We start from the raw sequence: 18,743 nt of genomic DNA on the forward strand, positions 1-18,743 counted from the left end.
GGCGGCGTTGCTTTACCAGGTCAGGTTGTCAGTGCATAGTCTTCGAGCACCGACAACGGAATGATATCCAGCGCTTTTTCATGGGTGGCTTCCAAATCAACCAGCGGTGCAACGCCTGCGTGGTAGGCCTGAAGCCAGCGTGCAGCGCATACACACCAGCGGTCACCGGGTTGTAGCCCGGGAAACGCCATTTCTGGTCTGGGAGTGACAAGATCATTTCCGGCTTCCAGTGAATAATGTAAGAATGCGTCGTCCACCCGCGCACACACGCTGTGGTTGCCAATATCCGATGGCGGCACATAACAAAAGCCTTCACGGGTGAAGCCGGTATTACCGCAGCACAGCTTGAGCGGTCTGCCATACACATTTTTCTCGTTTGCCATGACGGCCTCCGTACTGAACTAATGGGTGTGCAAATGAGTAAGTAATTACAGCATGGCGGCTGATCAAAGGCGCGTCAACTTAACCAGAGAGAGTGAAAGAAGCAGGGTATGCTGGATAAAAGTGAACTGACGGCAAACGTGGCCAGTGACAATTTATCACAGGAAGAAATAGCCCGGTTTGATGCCATGGCCAACGAGTGGTGGGATCCGAACGGACGCTATGAAACCGCGCTGGCATTTAATCAGGCGCGGATTGATGTGATGGTCAGGCAATTGTGTGACCACTTCATGCGTAAGCCGTCTGAGCACTGCCTGAAAGGCCTGTCGATACTGGACGTTGGCAGCGGTGGCGGCCTGGTCAGTGAAAATCTGGCATTGTTTGGTGCCAAAGTGACCGGCATTGATGCCAGTGGCGTCAGTGTTGAGGTAGCCCGTCGCCACGCCGCAAGTACCGGCGTCAACGTGACCTACCGCCATGCCCTGTCTGGCGATCTGGCGCGTGAAAAGCGCCAGTTTGATGTGGTTATTAATGCTGAGGTGGTGGAGCACGTGCCGGACCAGCAGTTGCTGATAAAAGAATGTGCCGACATGGTAAGACCCGGTGGCATGCTGATTCTGGCAACCCTTAACCGCACTCTGCGAAGTTTTGTCATTGCCATTGTCGGCGCAGAGTATGTCATGCGTTATTTGCCGGTCGGTACCCATGACTGGGCTAAGTTTGTGAAACCCTCAGAGCTGGCTGACTGGACAGGGCCGGATCTGGAACTGGTGCATGAAACCGGCATGCGTATGAACCCGTTTAACGGCACCTGGCATACCTGTCGCAGCACTGCCGTTAACTATCTGCAGTGTTACGCCAAAGACGACTGACCTCTGCATCTATTCACCACGCTGATAGATACGCGTTGGCGCGTTTGATTTGCTAAGTCATTACCGCGCCATTAGTCTATTTTAAGTACAACCCTACACTTAAACGGACCGTCACCATGAAAATATATGAGACCAAAACGGCACCTAATCCTCGTCGTGTGCGCATGTTCCTGGCCGAAAAAGGGATCCCAATGGAATATGTGCAGGTGGATATTCAGAAAGGCGAAAACCTGACAGCAGAAATGCGCGCGAAAAACCCGCTTGGCAAGGTGCCCATTCTGGAACTGGATGACGGCACCTGTATTGCCGAAACCGATGCGATTTGTACGTATTTTGAGGCACTGCAGCCTGAACCGCCGTTAATGGGAACGTCCCCGCTGGAAAAAGCTACCATCGCGATGTGGCAGCGCCAGGTAGAAATGGCCCTGATGCTGCAAATTGGTATGTGTTTCCAGCACACCACCGGGTACTTTAAAGACCGCATGAAGCCCATCAAAGAATACGGGGAAGAAGCAGGCATTAATGCCGCAAAGTACCTGAATATTCTTGAGCGTCGGCTGGAACTGAATGAGTACATCGCCGGCGATGCGTTTTCTATTGCCGACATCACTGCGCTGTGTGCTATTGATTTTGGCCGTGTGGTGAATATTCGCCTGCAGGATAAGCATACCAACCTGAAAGAGTGGTACGCACGTGTTTCATCCAGAGCGAGTGCTAAAGCCTGATGATTGACCTCTACACAGCAGCGACACCCAACGGCTGGAAGGCATCGGTGGCGCTTGAGGAGATGGCGTTGCCGTATGAGGTGCACGCCGTGAACCTGATGAAAGGGGAACAGAAAACGCCCGCGTTTCTGGCCATGAACCCCAATGGCCGGATACCAGTGATCTGCGACCGTGACGAAGACAATCTGGTGGTCTTCGAGTCGGGCGCCATCATGATTTATCTGGCCGAAAAGTCGGGTAAGTTTCTTCCCTCAGAGCGGAAAAAGCGTAGCCAGGTACTACAGTGGCTGATGTTTCAGATGGGGGGCGTGGGACCGATGATGGGGCAGGCTAATGTGTTTTATCGCTACCTGGAAGAAAAAATCCCAATTGCGATTGATCGTTATCAGAACGAAGTCCGGCGCTTGTTTGAGGTACTTGATGGTCATCTCGCCGACAAAGCGTTTCTGGCCAACGACGACTACAGCATTGCAGATATGGCCAACTGGTGCTGGGTGCGCACGTACGAATGGTCAGGCGTCAGCATTGAGGGACTGGATCATCTGCGTCGCTGGAAGAACAGCATTGAAGCACGCCCGGCAGCGCGCCGCGGCGTTGAAGTACCCAATAAGATAGACAAGGAAGCCCTGATCAAAGGCGCGAAAAACGTGGTGACACGGTAAATTCGCCCACGGGATATCACGGCAGGGCGCTACAGCAGCCAGGCGTAGGAATACTTCATAAACAGCGATTGCCTGTCGCGCGTCAGGCCGTTGATGGTGTCGTTTGAGAACGCATTATCGTTATAGCCAACGAAAAAGCGCGTCAGTGGGTTTACCATGTACGAATACACCAGTTGGGTGCCGACATTTCGCTCGTGCTCCTCGACGCTGAATGCGTAGTTTTTCTGGTTGCGCCGGATGTCAGAATAAATCACAGCAAGGCGGATAAACTGTTGTGCATCAAACTGATAACTGAGCCGCAGGTCGGTCAGGTTGGCCTTAAAGACAGACAGACCATCCGCATCAAGCTGATTGTATGAGTGGTCAACCGACAGCTTGGCATGCAGTCCTGCATTCAGCACAACGGACGACTCTATCAGCAACTGATCGCCTAACCGGTTGTTGGCAAAATCAATGCGATCACCGGTTCTGACAAAGCCCGAGAAAAAGACGGTTTGCGCGGGTTGTGCCTCAGCGTAAAGCTGTACCTGCTGCTCTGTGAAACGGGTTGTGTTGCCATCAATACTGAGTATGCTGTTATCCTCACGCAGGCCTACGCGGTCACGTTTTACCCACTGCAATTCGGCGAAAGACTGATAGTCTGCATTTATCTGAAGCTGCGCCTGCACCTCCCGTTCTATCAGTTCGCCACGCTGATTGTGCGTGATATCCCAGTCGCCGCTGAATTCCAGTCGGTTCCACCAGGACGTTTCGTTCCACCAGACGTAACCGCCCCCTACCACGCTTTTTGACCTGTCCACAACCGATTCAAAACCGAGGTCGGCACGGAATCCGCGATCACGGTGAGTATGGCTGGCTGTCATAAACCAGTCCCGCTCGATATGCTGATAGTCGAAGCGGGCGAGGGTGCCTGTAAATGTGCCGTCGTAGTCAACGCGTAATGCCGACTCTGTCCGGTCACTGCGATTGATACAGCGGTTATCACAAAACTGATTAACGAGATCTTCCGGGTATTCTGTTTCTGAAAACAGGAACTGGGCTCTGATGACATCAGCATCTGATAATTGGTAGCGGGTATCTGCTCCCGTGACATAATTGTGGTAATTATCCGCGTTGCGTGCGGTAAGAATTGCCCCCACAGACAGGGTGTCGGACATATCGTAGCGATAGCGCGCAGCGGTATTAAATGACTCCGTCGGAAGCTCTGCGATTTGTGAACTGAGGTTGCCGGGGACCAGAAAGCGTGTGTATTTATCATTTGATGCAAGCAGGCCAAAAGAATGTTTATTCATTCGGCCAGTGATTTTTGCGCCGACATCCGGCTCGCCAATATTACGGGTGTAGACGATGTCCGAGGGCGTGCTGAAGTAGTCTGCATTTTCGAGAAAGAACTGGCGGCGCTCGGGAAAAAATAAGGCAAACGGGTTGTTAATGCCAAGCTGCCCGGCGTCGGCCTCAACCTGGGAAAAGTCGGGATTAACAGTAGCCTGGAATAAAATATCGGAGGATATACCCCAGTTAATATCTACGCCGGCCTGATACATATCGTCTGATTGCCACTGCGGGTTATCGCCAGGGTCACGGGAACGGTTAACCGCGGTAACCAGTGTTGGAACAATGGCAATGTTTTTGCCCTGTTTCGCCTTTTCAAATCCCTCAATGTCGCCCATCTGGCAGAGCACACACGCGTTATTTCTGTCTACGGGCATATTCGAAAGCCGGTAGACAATGTCGCGCGGGTAAAACCGAACAAACTCTGCGCGCCACTGTTTCTGACCATCGGTATCATCAAAGTTCATAATGCGGAAAGGAAGCGCCATTTCTACGCGATAGCCATCATCGACAATTTTTCCTGCCGACGACCAGATGGCGTTCCAGCTGGCACTTTCACTCCGGGTCAGCTCATTTTCGATAGAGTCTGTCTGAATGCCATGCGGATTAACAAAATACTGGTAGGCGAGACGACTGTTGCCGAATGTATCCAGTTTGACGCCAACCAGATCATCACCCCAGATATCGTCGCGGTCGCGGTAGAAAGCTCGAATCGCCGACGGGTCATGGTCCTTTGCGTCAAACGCAATATAGAGGGTATTGCCATTTTCAAAAATGCGGGCCGTGGTTTTCACCGGCGCTGACGTATTTTCGAAGGGACGGGTGACAACGGTGAGCTCCACTACGCGTGCGCTTGCCCATTGAGGCTCGTCAAAGTTACCGTCAATGGTGATCTTGGGCCCTTCATCAATAAACGGGATGGTAACCGGTTGTGAAGAGGAGAAGCCCGATTGGGAGCCGGACTGACTGGCCAGGGCCATTTGTGGAAAACACATCAGTAACACGAAAAATCTGATATACGGCATTTTTACTACACTTCACAACACGTCAAAAAAACGTGCCGATAGTAGCTATCAATAAAATGCTTACAATATTTTTACGTTAATATCACGAAACCATGCGTTAGGCTGATTAAGCAGTCGGCGCAGCCTGCCAGCACGACAGACCAGATTAAACTTGATTCTTAAACGATTAAGTCTAGACTGAATTGCTGTAAAAAGTACGTAAAACCTGTTCCGAACAGCGGTTTGTGAGGTGAATGATGAAACTTGTATGCGTTGGTGAAGTGCTGATAGATATGCTGGCAGGTCCTGCTGATGAACAGGCGAAGCCGCCGGTATTGTCGCCATTCCAGCCGCATGCTGGTGGCGCGCCCGCCAATGTGGCGGTTGCTGTTGCTAAGCTGGGCGGGCAAAGTGCGCTGGTGTCACACGTTGGCGATGATACCTTTGGCCACTATCTGATTAACATGCTGAATTACTATCAGGTAGACACCACCCACGTGACAATATCGCCTGTTGCCAAAACTGCGCTGGCATTCGTTAGTCTGGACAGCGACGGTGAACGCTCATTCGACTTTTACCTGGACAATGCTGCACACACGCTGCTGGGACCGGAACTTACCGGACAGGTCACGCCTGGCCATGACGATATTGTGCACTTTTGCTCGGGCGCGGTGTCCACATCGCTGCTTAAGGACGGGTTAATGGCATTGTTAGCACAGGCACGCGAAAGCGGCGCTCTGGTGTCGCTGGATATCAATTTCCGCCCTGCATTTTGGGATTCGCCAGCGCGGGCGGCTACAGAAATAAACCGTGTTGTTTCCCATGTCGACATTGTCAAAACCAGCCTCGAAGAGCTGCACGCATTGTATGGTGAGGACGGTTCAGAGGGCCGTATCCGTCAATGGTTGAGTGGCGGTGTCGCCGTCGTGCTGCTAACCGACGGAGCCAACCCTGTGCGGGTTATCACAGCGGTGACAGACCTGTCTGTGCCTGCGCCTGCAACGACAGTTAAAGACACGACCGCCGCGGGAGATGCCTTCATCGGTGGCTTTTTGTCGGTGGTAGCCGACCACGCGGCGACCGGAGACGCCGCGCGCGAGTGGCTGCAGTCACAGGATAACCTGGCCATGGCGACCCATTTTGCGGCCCGGTGTGGTGCGCATGCCGTCAGCCAGTATGGCGCGTTTACTGCGCTGCCCACTGCGGGCGACGTGAAGTGACACACAAGGGCTGGCGGACGTGTATGTTTACAACGCAGGTGAGCAATTTGCGCGTGTGAGCAGTATAATTGAACTCGGGTCGGTACACTGCCGGCCTGAATGCACGACGCAACGAACGGATTACCTATGGATATAGATCCGCTGACTCAACTCAGTATGGCGCTGTCTAAGCCTTCTCTGTCGGAGAGTGGACGACTGAAAATGATTTGCCTGGCAGTGACCAATGTCATTCCGAAAGCAAACCGTGTCAGTCTGTGGCAGTTTGATGAGTCGAAAACCAAAATCACCTGTATTGCCATGATGCAGGATCAGACATTTACCACCCCTGAGGGATTTTCACTCCATCGTGAGGATTACAGGGATTATTTTGACGCTATCTTACGCAATGAGTCGATCAGTGCGTCGGATGCCAGAACACATCCGGCAACGCGCTGCTTTAATACCAGCTATTTTGAGCCGGAAAATATCTATTCTCTGCTCGATTACATCTTCAGCCACGACTTCCTGCCATTTGGCATTATCTGCTGTGAACGAACCGGTACGCCTGCCCGTTGGGATGACACTGACGTAGCGAATCTCAGGCGGGTAGCCCGCATTACCTCGATGTTTTCATGAGAGCAGGGGCTGGCAAGCCCCTGCTGTGATTTAGTCATGCAGATGTGAATAAATAACCCGCAGGGTTTTTAGCAGGTTCTGCTTGGCGATTGGCCAGAATATCGAAATGTTGTCGAAATTATTCGACTCGTAATCCGCCTGGATCCGCGCTGCCGTGTCGTTCAATGGTTCGGACGGCAGGGTTTTAATAATGCGTACCAGCTTTTTACTGCCGGTCAGGATCCGTCCGTTACTGTCAGCCGCCACGGCCTCGTCAATTTCATCGATGGCCGATGACAGCGAGTCCATGAGTAACGTCAGCGACTGGGCCAGTGAACCCACCTGTTCGTTTTTCTGCAGGTAAGGCAGCAGATCAAACCAGACATTAGCATCCGCCGGTAACGGCAGCTTGGCAAACTCAGGGACCGGGCGATCCGGCGTCTCAGAGGCATTCTCTTTCTGTATTTCGGCTTTCTGGGCATCAACCAGTGCCTGTTCCTGCTCGGCCAGACGGCTTTCGCTGTCTTTGAGCTTTGACTGCGCCTGTTGCAGTGCTTTCTCTTTGCTGTCGAGCTGAGATTTGCTCTGGTTCAGTTCATTTTCCAGTTTTTTCAGTTGCTCATTGAGCTCCGTCTGACTGTTGTCCTGCTGGCTGAGCGACGCTTTGGTCTGCGCGTATTCTTTTTCCACCGCCGCCAGTTTTTCAGCCAGCGCTTTTTGCTTCGACTCCAGATCGCTGATGCTCTGCTCACGCGCCTTCAGTGCGTTTTGCTGCGCCTTAACCTGCGACTGTAGCTTCGACTCCTGCTCTTCCTGCTGCGCCAGGCGTTGTTTCAGTTCATCCGCCTGCTCACGGGCGGCATTCAGCTCGGCCTGCAGTTTCTGTTCTTCGCTCTGGGTCTGGGATACTTTGCTTTCAGCCTGGGTCAGTGCCTGTTTGCTTTGCTCCAGCTGTGACTGCATTGAGGTATTCTGGGTTTGGGCCTGTTTCAGCGCCTCCTGCAATTGTTTCTTCTGCGCCTCAATTTCTTCATGATGTTTGCGCCACTGTTCATCACTGCCGCTCATCATTTCTTTTTGTTTGGCCGCGCGCTGTGCAACGTCAGACAGTTCAGACTTCAGTTGCTCAAGCATTGCCTGTTGTTCCTGTCTGGCCAGACGTTCGTCCTCCATCTGCTTCTGTCTGGCTTCCAGTTCTTTTCTGGCGTCTTCAAGCTGCTGCTGCTTGGCTTCCAGTTCGTTCGCCAGGCGGCTTTGTTCTTCTGCGCGCTGCTTGTCACTGGCAGACATGGCCTGCTGCTGCTCTTGCGCACGTTTTTCCATTGTGGCCATTTCGCTCTGCAGTTTTTCAAGCAGTGCCTGCTGTTCCTGACGGGCCTGCTTTTCGGCATCCATTTGCTGCTGGCGGGACTCGAGCTCGTGGCGGGTTTCTTCAAGCTGCTTCTGACGTGCAGCGAGCTCCCGCTCCAGTGCATCCTGCTCGGCCTGACGCGCGCGGTCCGCTTCTTCTATGGCTTTTTGCTGTTCGGCTGACTTGGCTTCCATGGTTGCCAGTTCTGACTTGAGCTTTTCGAAAATCGCCTGTTGACGGGCTTTTTCTGCTTTCTCGGATTCGGTCTGCTGCTTGGCGTCCTGCAGGAAGTGTTCGGTCTCCTGAAGCTGCTTCTGCTTGGCCTGCAAATCTTCCTGCAGTCTGGCGTGCTCCTGACGCCGCTCTTCGCTGATCTGTGCCAGTTTCTGCTGGTTGGCTTCGGCTTCTTCGCGGGCAGACTGCATCTCCTGCTGCAGGCGTTCAAGAATGGACTGTTGTCTGGCTTTTTCGGCTGCCGCTTCCTCATTCTGTCGGATGGCCGCCTCGAGATTACGCGCCGTGTCACTCAGTTGCTGCTGTTTGGCCTGAAGTGCTTCCTGCAGTCTTGCCTGCTCTTCACGACGCTCAGCGTCAATGCGGGCCATTTCTTCCTGCTGGGCTTTGGCTTTCGCTTCCGCTTCCTGCATTTCCTGCTGAAGCTGATTGAGTACACTTTGCTGGTGCTCTTTTTCCTGTTTGTCTTTCTCGGCCTGTGCACGAATTTCTGCCAGTGCCGATTCGGTGTCGCTCAACTGGGACTGTTTGGCTTCGAGCTCCTGTTGCAGTTGCTTCGCATAGGCTTCCATGTCGCCTTTTTCCTGTTGCGACATTTTTTCCAGCATCTGCATTTCGTGCTGCAAGTGCTCGATGTTGCGTGCCTTGGCGGCCAGTTCGGCCTCGGCGGCCTGGCAGGCCAGCTCAATTTCACGCTTCTGACGCTGCGCTTCCTCGCTGGCTTTACGCTGGTTGATTAGCTGTTCACGCAGTTTGTCCGACGCTTCACTGGAGCTGGTGAGCTGCGACTGCAGCGTTTTGATTTGTCCGCTGACATCAGACAGTTGTTTGTCTTTTTCGCCAATCGAGTTCTTCAGTTCACTGATTTGTGACAGATACTGCTGCGCTTCCTGTTGCTGCTGGTCACGCGCCTGCTTAAGACGCTCGGTCTCTTTCTTACTTTCGTCAAGTTGCGCCTGGGCCTGTCGGTATTGTTTCTCACTGTACTGCAGGGCGTCGGCAATCTGGTTGCGCTGTTTCTCAAGACGACCGACCTTGGCACTGGACTGCTCAAGCTGCGACTCCAGCTCGGCATTCACTTTCTGGCTCTGGGCCAGCAGCGATTTATTACGGGCATAGTCATCCTGCAGGCTGGCCAGGTGCGCGGTGATATCCTTATGCGCCTGCTGTAAGTCATAAATGGTGTCCATTTTGGCCGACAGGTCCTCTTCGGCTTCTGACAGTTTTTGTTCGGTGGTAGCCAGCGTTTCTTCGGTCTTCGCCAGGGTTGCTGACTGCTGTTCCAGTTTGCTCTGGCTGGTGGCCAGCAGTTGTTGTTTCTCCTCGACCTCCCGCTCAGCAGCCTCACGCAGTTGAATCGCTTCCATGCGCGCCGCATTCGCCTGTTCAACCGCACGCAAATCTACCCAGATACAAATGATCGACTGAAGCTCGCCATTGCGCAGAACCGGTATCAGCGTGAGTTCGCAGGGCAACTGCTCACCACGCAGGGTGTGTTGCCAGGTGAAGGTCTGTACCTGGCCCTGGGCACGTGCCGTATTCAGCTTTTCGGTCAGGGTATTGCAGTTGTCCTGGCTGCCATTTAACTGCATATGATCCGGACTCTTACCCAGCAGTTCATCCTCGTCCCGCAGGCCAAAGAACGCACACGCGGCAGAGTTGAGGTGGGTGAAACCGTCGTCTTCCAGAATACCCACCGGTACGCTGGCGTATTTGATCAGACGTTCGAAGCGGTTGTTGAGGTAATCCTGCTCTTCCCGTCCGCCAATCCAGCACACAAACTCCTGTGGGATTTCGCTGATTTTACTGGCGTAAAGTGTCGCCGATACGGGTTTGGCCGATCCTTTCAGGCTGGCAGGCAACTCTGCAAACTGATCATGGCGGTGTAATTTTTTCGCCGCGCGACCAGCCTGGTCGGGCTGACTGAATAAATCATAGAAGGTACGGTTTTGCAGATCATCGGCCGACAGGCCAAGCTGACGCGTTACGGTGTGATTCACTTCTTTGATGACATCATCACCGTCGAACACTACCACGCCCATCGGAGCGCGATCGATAAACGACGCCAGCCGACTGACAGCGTGGTCGCGCTCTTTTTCCAGTGTGACTTGCGGTGTGAGATCCTCTGCAATCACCAGCATGCCGGTACGCTCACCTTCTTCGTACAGCGCCTGTAGGTTCATCCGCACGGTCTTTTCAATATCATCACCCACATTCAGCGTGACAACCTGCTGCTTGGGCATACTGGTCTCAAGATTAAGGTGCAGATTCTTAATGGCGTCGTTAAAACAACTGACCTCGGTAACAGGCTTTCCTTTCACCCGCATTGGGTCGGTCGCGAAGACCGCAGAGAAGTGACGGTTGCAGTCTTTAATTTTAAGATCCGCGTCAAGCACATACCAGGCATGTGGCAGCATCCCGGTTAGCGACTGAAAGCGCTTCTGATGACGACTGGCCTCGGTGGCATGCTCGGTTTCCTGTAAACGGCTGACAACGGCAACGTGCACCAGAGGCTCTGATTCTGCCGTATGTGCGGCGAGGTGGGCTGACAGTGTGACCGGGATAGGCTTTTTCTTGCCGTTAAGCGTTGCATCAATTCGATTATCGTTGCCTTCCAGCGCTTGCCTGACAAGCTGCTCTACGGCAATTCTGTCGGCATCAATAAACAGATCCGGGAGGCTCTCGAGTGAAGATGCCTGCGCGCTGACCCAGTCAGACAGGGTGCTGTTAATCGCCACGCTGCCATCACCGCCGTTAATCCGGATAAGACCGGTGCGCGGGGAATCCCAGAGCTGGCTCAGGTGTTGCCGCAGGGCATCAGCGTTATCCAGGGCGTGGATAAAGCCGTCAATATCCTCAAGAATAACCTGGCCTGCACAGCCGGTCAGCTCTGGCATCTTGGGTAACACTCTCAAACGGTAATGGCGGTCGCGGGACGGGAGCCTGCACTCTAATGTCTGTTCACGCGCACCGTCGAGGGCGGCGGTCAGGGCTGTTTCGATTGCATCCGGCAACGTGCTGGTGATTGGCTGGCCGGGCAGCATTTCCTGCTTTTTACCCAGTAAATAAGCCGCCGTGCGGTTGGCATAGACAATCTGCCGGTCTTCGTCATACAGAATGACACCGGTGCTCAGGCTGTCCATTTGCGCCTGTAGCCTTGCCTGATCTGCCTGCTGGTTGGCGAGTTTGCGGATATTGCGTTTGGCTGACAGGGTTTTTGCAATAAACAGAATAATAAACAGACCGGCAATGCCACACAGGCCGTAAAACACGATCATGAAGGTAGCGGCAGGTAACGCCTGGACCTGGTCCGTAATGGCCCATGCACTGGCCGGCATAATAAGACTGAGCACGAGAAGAAGAAACGTTATCGGCGCTGATAATCCGGAGGACACCCTCATAACACATCCATTTTTTTGAAACCCAAACCAAAATAATAGTCTACGACAGATGCACGGCTATGTTTTTGTTAAATTTTTAGTCCACGTCTTAACTTTCATACCCATTATTTTGGGGCGTCTTCTATCAAAGACTTCAGCGTATCAAGCGTATCGGCTTCTGCAGCAGGTTTATCCCAGCGGATCCGGTGGATACGGGGAAACCGCAGGGCGACCCCCGACTTGTGGCGTCGTGAAGGGTGAACGGCATCAAACGCCACCTCGACAACCAGTGCTTTTTGTACCTCGCGTACCGGTCCAAACCGCCCTACAGCATGCTTTCTTACCCAGTTGTCCAGTTGTTTCAGCTCGTCATCGGTGAACCCTGAATAGGCTTTGCCGACGGGCAGAAGAGTATCGTTCTGCCACGCACCAAAGGTAAAGTCAGAATAATAGCTGGAACGGTTACCGTGCCCGCGCTGTGCATACATGATGACGGCATCAATCGTCAGCGGATCACGTTTCCATTTATACCACAGCCCTTTGGGGCGTCCGGGCAGATACCGGCTGGCGCGCTTTTTCAGCATCAGACCTTCTACGGCGGTATTGTCTGACGCCGCCTGATGCAGTGTTCTGAGTTCCCCGATGGTGGTGGCCGCCAGCGTGGCAGACAAATGAAGCTGAGGGAGCGTGTTAGTCGCAAACCACTGTTCCATCTTCTGCCTGCGAACGGCGAGTACTTCAGTGTCAAGCGCCTCACCATCCAGTGACAGCGCATCGTATACCATCATGCCCGCGGGTTTTTCCTGCATCAGCCGGGCCGACGGCTTTTTCTTGTTGAGTCGCTGCTGAAGAGCATTAAAGGTATCCACCGTCCTGCCATGCATGATCAGCAATTCACCGTCGATCACCATAGGAGTATCAATGCCATCGAGTAAGTCGGGAAACGCCTGACTGATGTCATCGCCGGTGCGGGAAAACAGCGCTTTTCCCTGTTCGGTGACCACCAGTTGTACACGAATCCCGTCGTATTTGTATTCGATTTGCCAGTCATCCGGTATCAGGGTGTCGAGTGTCTCATCATCCAGTGGGTGTGACAGCATCACCGGATGAAAGGTGACGCGACCGCTGATATCCGGTTTAGGGCCTTTGTTTTCCAGCCAGGCGAGCAGTTCAGTGTAGGGCGGCGAGACGCCATGCCAGAGCATCTCGATATCGTTGATGTCCTTATTGCCGTAATCAGCCAGAACCTGTTTGACCGAACGGGCTGAGAGGCCGACCCGCAATCCGCGGGTACCCAGCTTGATGAGGGCCCACCGCTGTGACGCTGTCATGCTGTCCAGATAGCCGGCCAGCAGCGGACTCACCTGTTGGCGGCTGGCGTGAGTAAAGCGGCTGACCACCTCGCCGAGGGTGGGTAACGCGACGGGGTTTTCAGGGCTGTCAGGCCACAAATGCGCCACCGTTTCACTCATCTCACCGACGTAGTCGTAACTCATGGCAAACAACGCCTCGTCGGTGCGTTCCAGCATCAGTTTTTTCACTGTATTGCGCTTGAAGAAATCGAAACGCAACGTGCCGGCAAGCGCGGCGATAGCCCAACCGCGATCAGGGTCCGGCGTGGAGGCCAGATAGTGGCGCAGAATGGCCGCCTTGGCATTGGTGCTGCTGGTAAAATACAGCTGCTCTAATAAGTCGCTGAACGCCTTCATCAGCCGCTTTCGTCCTCATTTTCGTACCCGATAAGCGAGAGCGCACGGGCGTTAAATCCCATTTTCTGAGCCTGATAAACCAGTGCGTCCTCTCTGCCGTGCGTCACCCAGACTTCGGGGGCATTCACCTCTTCCAGCGTGCGCAGCAGTTCCGGCCAGTCACAGTGATCAGAAATGATCAGTGGCAGTTCGGCATTACGCTGACGGGCGCGGGCGCGGATCTGCATCCAGCCGGACGCCATCACGGTGCGCACATCCGGCAGCGAACGTGACCAGCGATCAGCAAGGGCTGACGGCGGCGCCAGCACAATTTCGCCGCGAAGCTGTTGTTTATCCCTGACGTCACTGACCGGAATAAGCGGGCCCAGCGCAATACCATGGCGTTGATATAACTGGCACAGGTTTATCAGTGCACCATGCAGATAAATGGGGTTGTGGTAGCCGGCATCGCGCAGCCCGAGTATGACACGCTGGCACTTGCCCAGCGCGTAGGTGCCGACCAGATGACAGCGGTCCGGGAAGACACTGAGCGAATGCAGCAGCTTGGCAATTTCTGTGGCGAGCGGCGGATGAGTAAACACCGGCAGGCCAAACGTGGCCTCGGTGATAAACACATCACAGGGAACGGGCTCAAACGGCAGGCAGGTAGGGTCGTCGCGGCGTTTATAGTCGCCTGACACCACCAGTCGCTTACCCCGGTATTCCAGCACCACCTGACAGGAGCCAAGAATATGACCGGCGGGGACCAGGCTCAGCCAGACAGGATCGTCGGCTGAGCCGAGTTGTTTCGGCTGCCGGTAGGGCAACGCGATCGTGTGCCTTGCCATGTCCTGCCCGTAGCGGGTGCGCATAATCTCCAGCGTGGGCGGGCTGGCAATAACACAGTCGTGGCCTGGCCGGGCATGATCGGCATGACCATGCGTCACCACGGCCGTCGACACCGGTTCGAGCGGATCGATGTACACGTCAGCCGGCTGACAATACAGCCCCTTATCATTCACAGTCATCCAGTGGCGCGGATGCAACGTATAGCTCCTGTTAATAGTACTGTGGCTGGTATACGTGCTATTTGCGGATTTAGGTTGATTCAGGCTGCGAGTCGCGTTTCCGACAATTGGCAAGCAGTGCTTTCCCCTTGTCTTGCATCGTATATCGAAAACGTCAGAAGAAAATTATGTCATCAGAATTGCCAGAGGTTTTTCAGCGCTGGTTTGAACAAAAGGGATGGAAAGTCAGGGGTTATCAGCGCGAGATGTTGTCGCTGGCGTCAGACCGTGACGATGTGTTGCTGATTGCGCCGACCGGGGCAGGTAAGACCCTGTCAGGTTTTCTGCCGTCGCTGGTGGACTTGTATCACGCGCCGCAGGACGGCCTGCATACCGTGTATATCTCACCGCTTAAGGCGCTGACGCAGGATATTCATCGTAATCTGCTTAACCCGATTGAAGAGATGGGGCTGTCGGTAAGCGCAGAAACCCGTACCGGCGACACGCCATCCCACAAGCGTCAGCGCCAGCGAAAAAAACCGCCTAATTTATTGCTGACCACCCCGGAGTCGCTGATGCTGATGCTCAGTTACGCCGATGCAGACACACTGTTTGGTCGGGTTAAACGCATCATTATTGATGAAACCCACAGCCTGACCGGCAATAAGCGCGGCGACTTCCTGTCGCTCGCCATGGCCCACCTCAATGCGCTGGCACCCACCCATCAGCGTATTGGTTTGTCAGCGACGGTAGCGTATCCCGATTCCGTTGCCGCCTGGCTTGGTCGCACCGGTGAGCCCGCACGCATTTGTCAGGTAGCCGAAGCGGTGAAGCCGCGCATCGCCATGCTGAAAAGCGACAATCGCATGCCATTTGGCGGCTTTATGGCGCGCTATGCGATTGACGATATTTACCAGACCATTCGCAGTGCCGGCACAACGCTGGTGTTTGTTAATACCCGCGCACAGTCGGAAATGCTGTTTCAGATGTTGTGGGAGGCGAATACAGACGCCCTGCCCATTGCGCTGTATCACGGATCGCTGAGCAAAGAGCAGCGGCGTAAAACGGAAAGCATGATGGCCAGCGGCCTGCTGCGTGCAATCGTCTGTACATCGGCACTGGAGTTAGGCATTGACTGGGGCAGTGTCGATAAAGTGATTCAGGTGGGTGCACCCAAAGGCGTCAGTCGCCTGTTGCAGCGGATAGGGCGTGCCAATCACCGGTTTGATGAGCCGAGTGACGCGTTACTGGTTCCGGCAAACCGCTTTGAGGCATTGGAATGTCAGGCGGCGATGGATGCCATTGAGGCCGGCAAGCTTGATGGAGAAAAACCGCAGCCGGGTGCGCTCGATATTCTGCCGCAGTTTATTCTGAATTGCTTGTGCAGCGCGCCGGCAAGCCGCGACGCGGTATATAACATGGTGTTGGATGCGCCGCCCTATCAGGGCGTTGAGCGGACGGAGTTTGACAAGCTGTGGCAGTTTACCCGTGACGGCGGCAACGCATTGCGCGCGTATGAACGATACCATCGTCTGGTTGAAGAAAATGGCGTGTTTAAACCGGCCAACCGCCGGGTGATCCAGCGCCACCGGCAGAACATCGGCACGATTGTTGAAGCCGGGCGCCTCAAGGTAAAACGCATCCGCCGCGGTAATCAGGGTAAAATTATTGGAGAGGTAGAGGAGTATTTCGCACAGCAGCTCACCCCGGGTGACACCTTTTTGTTTGCCGGGGAGGTGCTGGAGTTCGAGGCAATCCGCGATATGCAGCTGCATGCGCGTCCCGGCAAGGGGAAAGAGCCCAAGGTGCCAAGTTATGTTGGTGGACAGATGCCACTGTCAACGTTCCTGGCGGATGGCGTGCGCGATATTCTGGCGACACCGCAGCGCTGGAACGGGCTGCCGCCTCAGGTCAGAGAATGGCTGGATCTGCAGTCGGCGTTTTCACGCATTCCTCAGCCCGGCGAGGTGCTGGTGGAACAGTTCCCTTACAGACAGGCCAATTACACCCTGTATTACACGTTTGAGGGGCGCAAAGCGAACCAGACGCTGGGCATGCTGTTAACCCGCCGGATGGAAAAAATGGGGCTGAAACCGCTGAGTTTCAGCGTGACAGACTATGGCTTGTCGGTGTGCGCACTAAACCAGATAAGTGACGCGCAACTGGATCGCCTGTTCCAGCCAGACATTCTGGGTGATGAACTGGAAGACTGGATGCTGCAGGCGCCGATGCTAAAGCGCTCCTTTCGTCAGGTTGCGGTGGTCAGCGGACTGACCGAACAACGTTATCACAGCAGTCAGAAAACCATGAAGCAGGTCACCTTCTCGACTGACTTAATTTACGATACCCTGCGCGAGCATGATCCTGACCATGTGTTACTGAGCGTGGCACGGGCTGATGCAGAGCGTGAGCTACTGGACCTGCGGCGCCTGGCAGATCTTCTGATCCGCTTTGTTGGCAAAACCACATTGGTTGATCTGGACCGCGTTTCGCCGATGGCTATTCCGATTGTGCTGGATGTCCGAAGCGAGCAGGTCAAAGGGGCCGGGGCCCATGCGTTGATTGAACAGGCCATGCTGTATGATGAGGCACAGCATATGATGGATGAGGTAAGGGCGTACTTAAGTGGCGGTCACTGAACACTGGGTTGCAAGTCAGCATCAGAATCACAACATTGCGTTCGCACGATTTGCCGGTGAAGCCTGGCTGCTTGACGGACGGGGTGTTGCCTACTGGCCCAAAACAGACACGCTGGTGGTGTCAGATCTGCATTTTGAAAAGGGCAGTTATCTGTACAGTCGTGGTAACCCGCTGCCTGCACTGGATACAGTGGCAACAATTAAAAGGTTGAGTCAGATAGTAAGTGATTACCAACCAAGTCGGGTGATAAGCCTCGGCGACAGCTTTCATGACCGCCAGAGCGTGGCGCGTATGAATGAGAGCGATAAAACGCGCCTGTTTTCACTCATTAACAGTGTGCCTGACTGGGTGTGGGTAGAAGGCAACCATGATCCTGAACTGCCTGAGATCCTCCCCGGTTCTGCCTGCCATTCACTGAAGGACAGCCATCTGACTTTTCGCCATGAGCCTGCACAAAGTGAGGCGGTGCAGATCATCGGCCACTATCATCCCAAAACGATGAAGCAACTGGCACGGCGTCGTTTCTCAGGCAAATGTTTTGTGCTGACGCCGTCACTGATGATAATGCCGGCATTTGGCCAGTATACCGGCGGCCTCAGTGTTGACGATGAAGTGCTGCTGGCGCTGGCGCCTGCCACAAATCGCCAGTGCTATTTGGTGTACGATGGCCGGGTTGTGAAATGCTGACTACTGGTGCAATTATCGGCTTTCACGTAAACCCGGCGTAGGAAAACAGGGGGCTGTGACACATCGTATGGAAACAGGTTCGCAGCAGGTTATTACTGGTTGCGCGTTTCCTAATACCGGGTTCTTTATCAGATAGTTAAATAATACTGCAATGGTGCCGAAGACCACGATAGCGAAGAGTAACGTTGAAATAAACGACAGTTCATTATTAGTTTGCTGTTCGATAGTTTGAAAGCACATCAGATGTTCCTCACAGGTTAAGTTGACCCTGGAAGTATTGGCTTTTTAACGCGCCCCCACCTGAACGAAATCCGAAATCTTCATGAAATTAAAAGACGTTGCATAACTGCCTGACTTTAATTGAAAAATTAATAATTATTTCAGGTTTTATTCAGGTTTTAGCCGGTTAAAAAAGTGAGCATTACCAGTGATAGGGATCGCTGGTCCCGTGATACTCCAACCGTTAAAACCAAAAAAAGGAATACCTTAAATGAAAAAGTATTTAGCCCCGGTAATGCTCATTACGATGTCATTCTGCACATTTACTTCTGCCAGTGCCGAAAATAAACAACATACCAAGCGTGAAAATGCAGAGTATGTTGCGGTTGCTCACTACCAGGTCGAACCAGGGAATCGTGAAGAAGCAAAAAAGCTGATTAAAGACTATTTTATGCCTGCGACAAAAAAAGCCGAGAATCCGTTGCCGACGGTTTATTTTATGATGACAGGTGATCAGTCGGTTATGTTGGTGTATCCACTGACACTGGGCCCCGGTGAGCTTGCATACACTGAAACCTGGGAAGATAAAAAGTTCATACAGGCACTGAGCGAGTTAGCCGGGGGGGACAAAGAAGCTCAGGCAAAACTGAAACGATTTGGCGAACTGTTCAGGTTAAAGGCAATGAATCTGGGTTACACCGATACATCACTATGAAGGGACAGTAATCAGTTAGCGAGGCTCTGACG

The 18,743-nt window shown here is 53.6% G+C and carries 13 protein-coding genes; 8 read left to right on the top strand and 5 right to left on the bottom strand.

Translation table 11 applies throughout. From position 1 onward, the window contains the following. Window positions 1-20: 20 nt before the first annotated feature. Entirely contained in the window at window positions 21-383 is a 363-nt protein-coding gene (locus tag AB1N33_RS10365) for a DUF2237 family protein (RefSeq protein ID WP_411271478.1), read from the bottom strand. A 108-nt stretch (window positions 384-491) separates the two neighbouring features. Between AB1N33_RS10365 and ubiG the strand changes: the two genes are divergently transcribed. From ubiG to AB1N33_RS10380, 3 genes are all read left to right on the top strand, one after another. Then, window positions 492-1,253: a bifunctional 2-polyprenyl-6-hydroxyphenol methylase/3-demethylubiquinol 3-O-methyltransferase UbiG gene (gene ubiG, locus AB1N33_RS10370; RefSeq protein ID WP_411271479.1), complete on the top strand. Its 762-nt coding sequence runs from the start codon at window positions 492-494 to the stop codon at window positions 1,251-1,253. A 116-nt stretch (window positions 1,254-1,369) separates the two neighbouring features. Then, window positions 1,370-1,978, top strand: a complete 609-nt coding sequence (locus AB1N33_RS10375) for a glutathione S-transferase family protein (RefSeq protein ID WP_411271480.1) — start codon at window positions 1,370-1,372, stop codon at window positions 1,976-1,978. Then, window positions 1,978-2,640, top strand: a complete 663-nt coding sequence (locus tag AB1N33_RS10380) for a glutathione S-transferase family protein (RefSeq protein WP_411271481.1) — start codon at window positions 1,978-1,980, stop codon at window positions 2,638-2,640. Before AB1N33_RS10375 ends, AB1N33_RS10380 begins: the two co-directional genes overlap by 1 nt. Before the next feature lie 29 nt (window positions 2,641-2,669). On the opposite strand, the gene AB1N33_RS10385 is transcribed toward AB1N33_RS10380, so the two are convergent. After that, on the bottom strand, window positions 2,670-4,997 hold the full coding sequence (locus tag AB1N33_RS10385) for a carbohydrate binding family 9 domain-containing protein (RefSeq protein ID WP_411271482.1): 2,328 nt from the start codon (window positions 4,995-4,997) through the stop codon (window positions 2,670-2,672). Window positions 4,998-5,230: 233 nt separating this feature from the next. Here AB1N33_RS10385 and AB1N33_RS10390 point away from each other — a divergent pair, with 233 nt between their 5' ends. Further along, complete coding sequence (locus AB1N33_RS10390; protein ID WP_411271483.1) at window positions 5,231-6,196, top strand: carbohydrate kinase family protein; 966 nt, start codon at window positions 5,231-5,233, stop codon at window positions 6,194-6,196. A gap of 126 nt (window positions 6,197-6,322) precedes the next feature. Next, window positions 6,323-6,811, top strand: coding sequence for a GAF domain-containing protein (locus AB1N33_RS10395; protein ID WP_411271484.1), 489 nt, complete (start codon window positions 6,323-6,325; stop codon window positions 6,809-6,811). A 30-nt stretch (window positions 6,812-6,841) separates the two neighbouring features. Here AB1N33_RS10395 and AB1N33_RS10400 read toward each other — a convergent pair whose 3' ends face one another. The 3 genes from AB1N33_RS10400 to AB1N33_RS10410 all read right to left on the bottom strand — a co-directional run bounded on the left by AB1N33_RS10400 (window position 6,842) and on the right by AB1N33_RS10410 (window position 14,471). Continuing rightward, the gene (locus tag AB1N33_RS10400) at window positions 6,842-11,713 is read right to left on the bottom strand and encodes a PAS domain-containing protein (RefSeq protein WP_411271485.1); all 4,872 of its coding nucleotides are present in this window, start codon (window positions 11,711-11,713) and stop codon (window positions 6,842-6,844) included. Window positions 11,714-11,880: 167 nt separating this feature from the next. Further along, window positions 11,881-13,464 (bottom strand): cisplatin damage response ATP-dependent DNA ligase, encoded by a 1,584-nt coding sequence (locus AB1N33_RS10405; protein ID WP_411271486.1) that lies wholly within the window; start codon window positions 13,462-13,464, stop codon window positions 11,881-11,883. Continuing rightward, complete coding sequence (locus AB1N33_RS10410; RefSeq protein WP_411271487.1) at window positions 13,464-14,471, bottom strand: ligase-associated DNA damage response exonuclease; 1,008 nt, start codon at window positions 14,469-14,471, stop codon at window positions 13,464-13,466. Before AB1N33_RS10410 ends, AB1N33_RS10405 begins: the two co-directional genes overlap by 1 nt. Before the next feature lie 167 nt (window positions 14,472-14,638). Between AB1N33_RS10410 and AB1N33_RS10415 the strand changes: the two genes are divergently transcribed. The 3 genes from AB1N33_RS10415 (at window position 14,639) to AB1N33_RS10425 (ending at window position 18,711) form a co-directional block, all read left to right on the top strand. After that, complete coding sequence (locus AB1N33_RS10415; RefSeq protein WP_411271488.1) at window positions 14,639-17,089, top strand: ligase-associated DNA damage response DEXH box helicase; 2,451 nt, start codon at window positions 14,639-14,641, stop codon at window positions 17,087-17,089. Next, on the top strand, window positions 17,076-17,777 hold the full coding sequence (gene pdeM, locus AB1N33_RS10420; protein ID WP_411271489.1) for a ligase-associated DNA damage response endonuclease PdeM: 702 nt from the start codon (window positions 17,076-17,078) through the stop codon (window positions 17,775-17,777). The genes AB1N33_RS10415 and pdeM overlap by 14 nt, the downstream gene beginning before the upstream one ends. 490 nt (window positions 17,778-18,267) lie before the next feature. Then, complete coding sequence (locus AB1N33_RS10425) at window positions 18,268-18,711, top strand: hypothetical protein (RefSeq protein ID WP_411271490.1); 444 nt, start codon at window positions 18,268-18,270, stop codon at window positions 18,709-18,711. The last annotated feature ends 32 nt before the right edge of the window (window positions 18,712-18,743 follow it).

Origin of the sequence: Alteromonas nitratireducens (assembly GCF_040812025.1) — a bacterium.
In the GTDB taxonomy this organism is placed as follows: domain Bacteria; phylum Pseudomonadota; class Gammaproteobacteria; order Enterobacterales; family Alteromonadaceae; genus Alteromonas; species Alteromonas nitratireducens.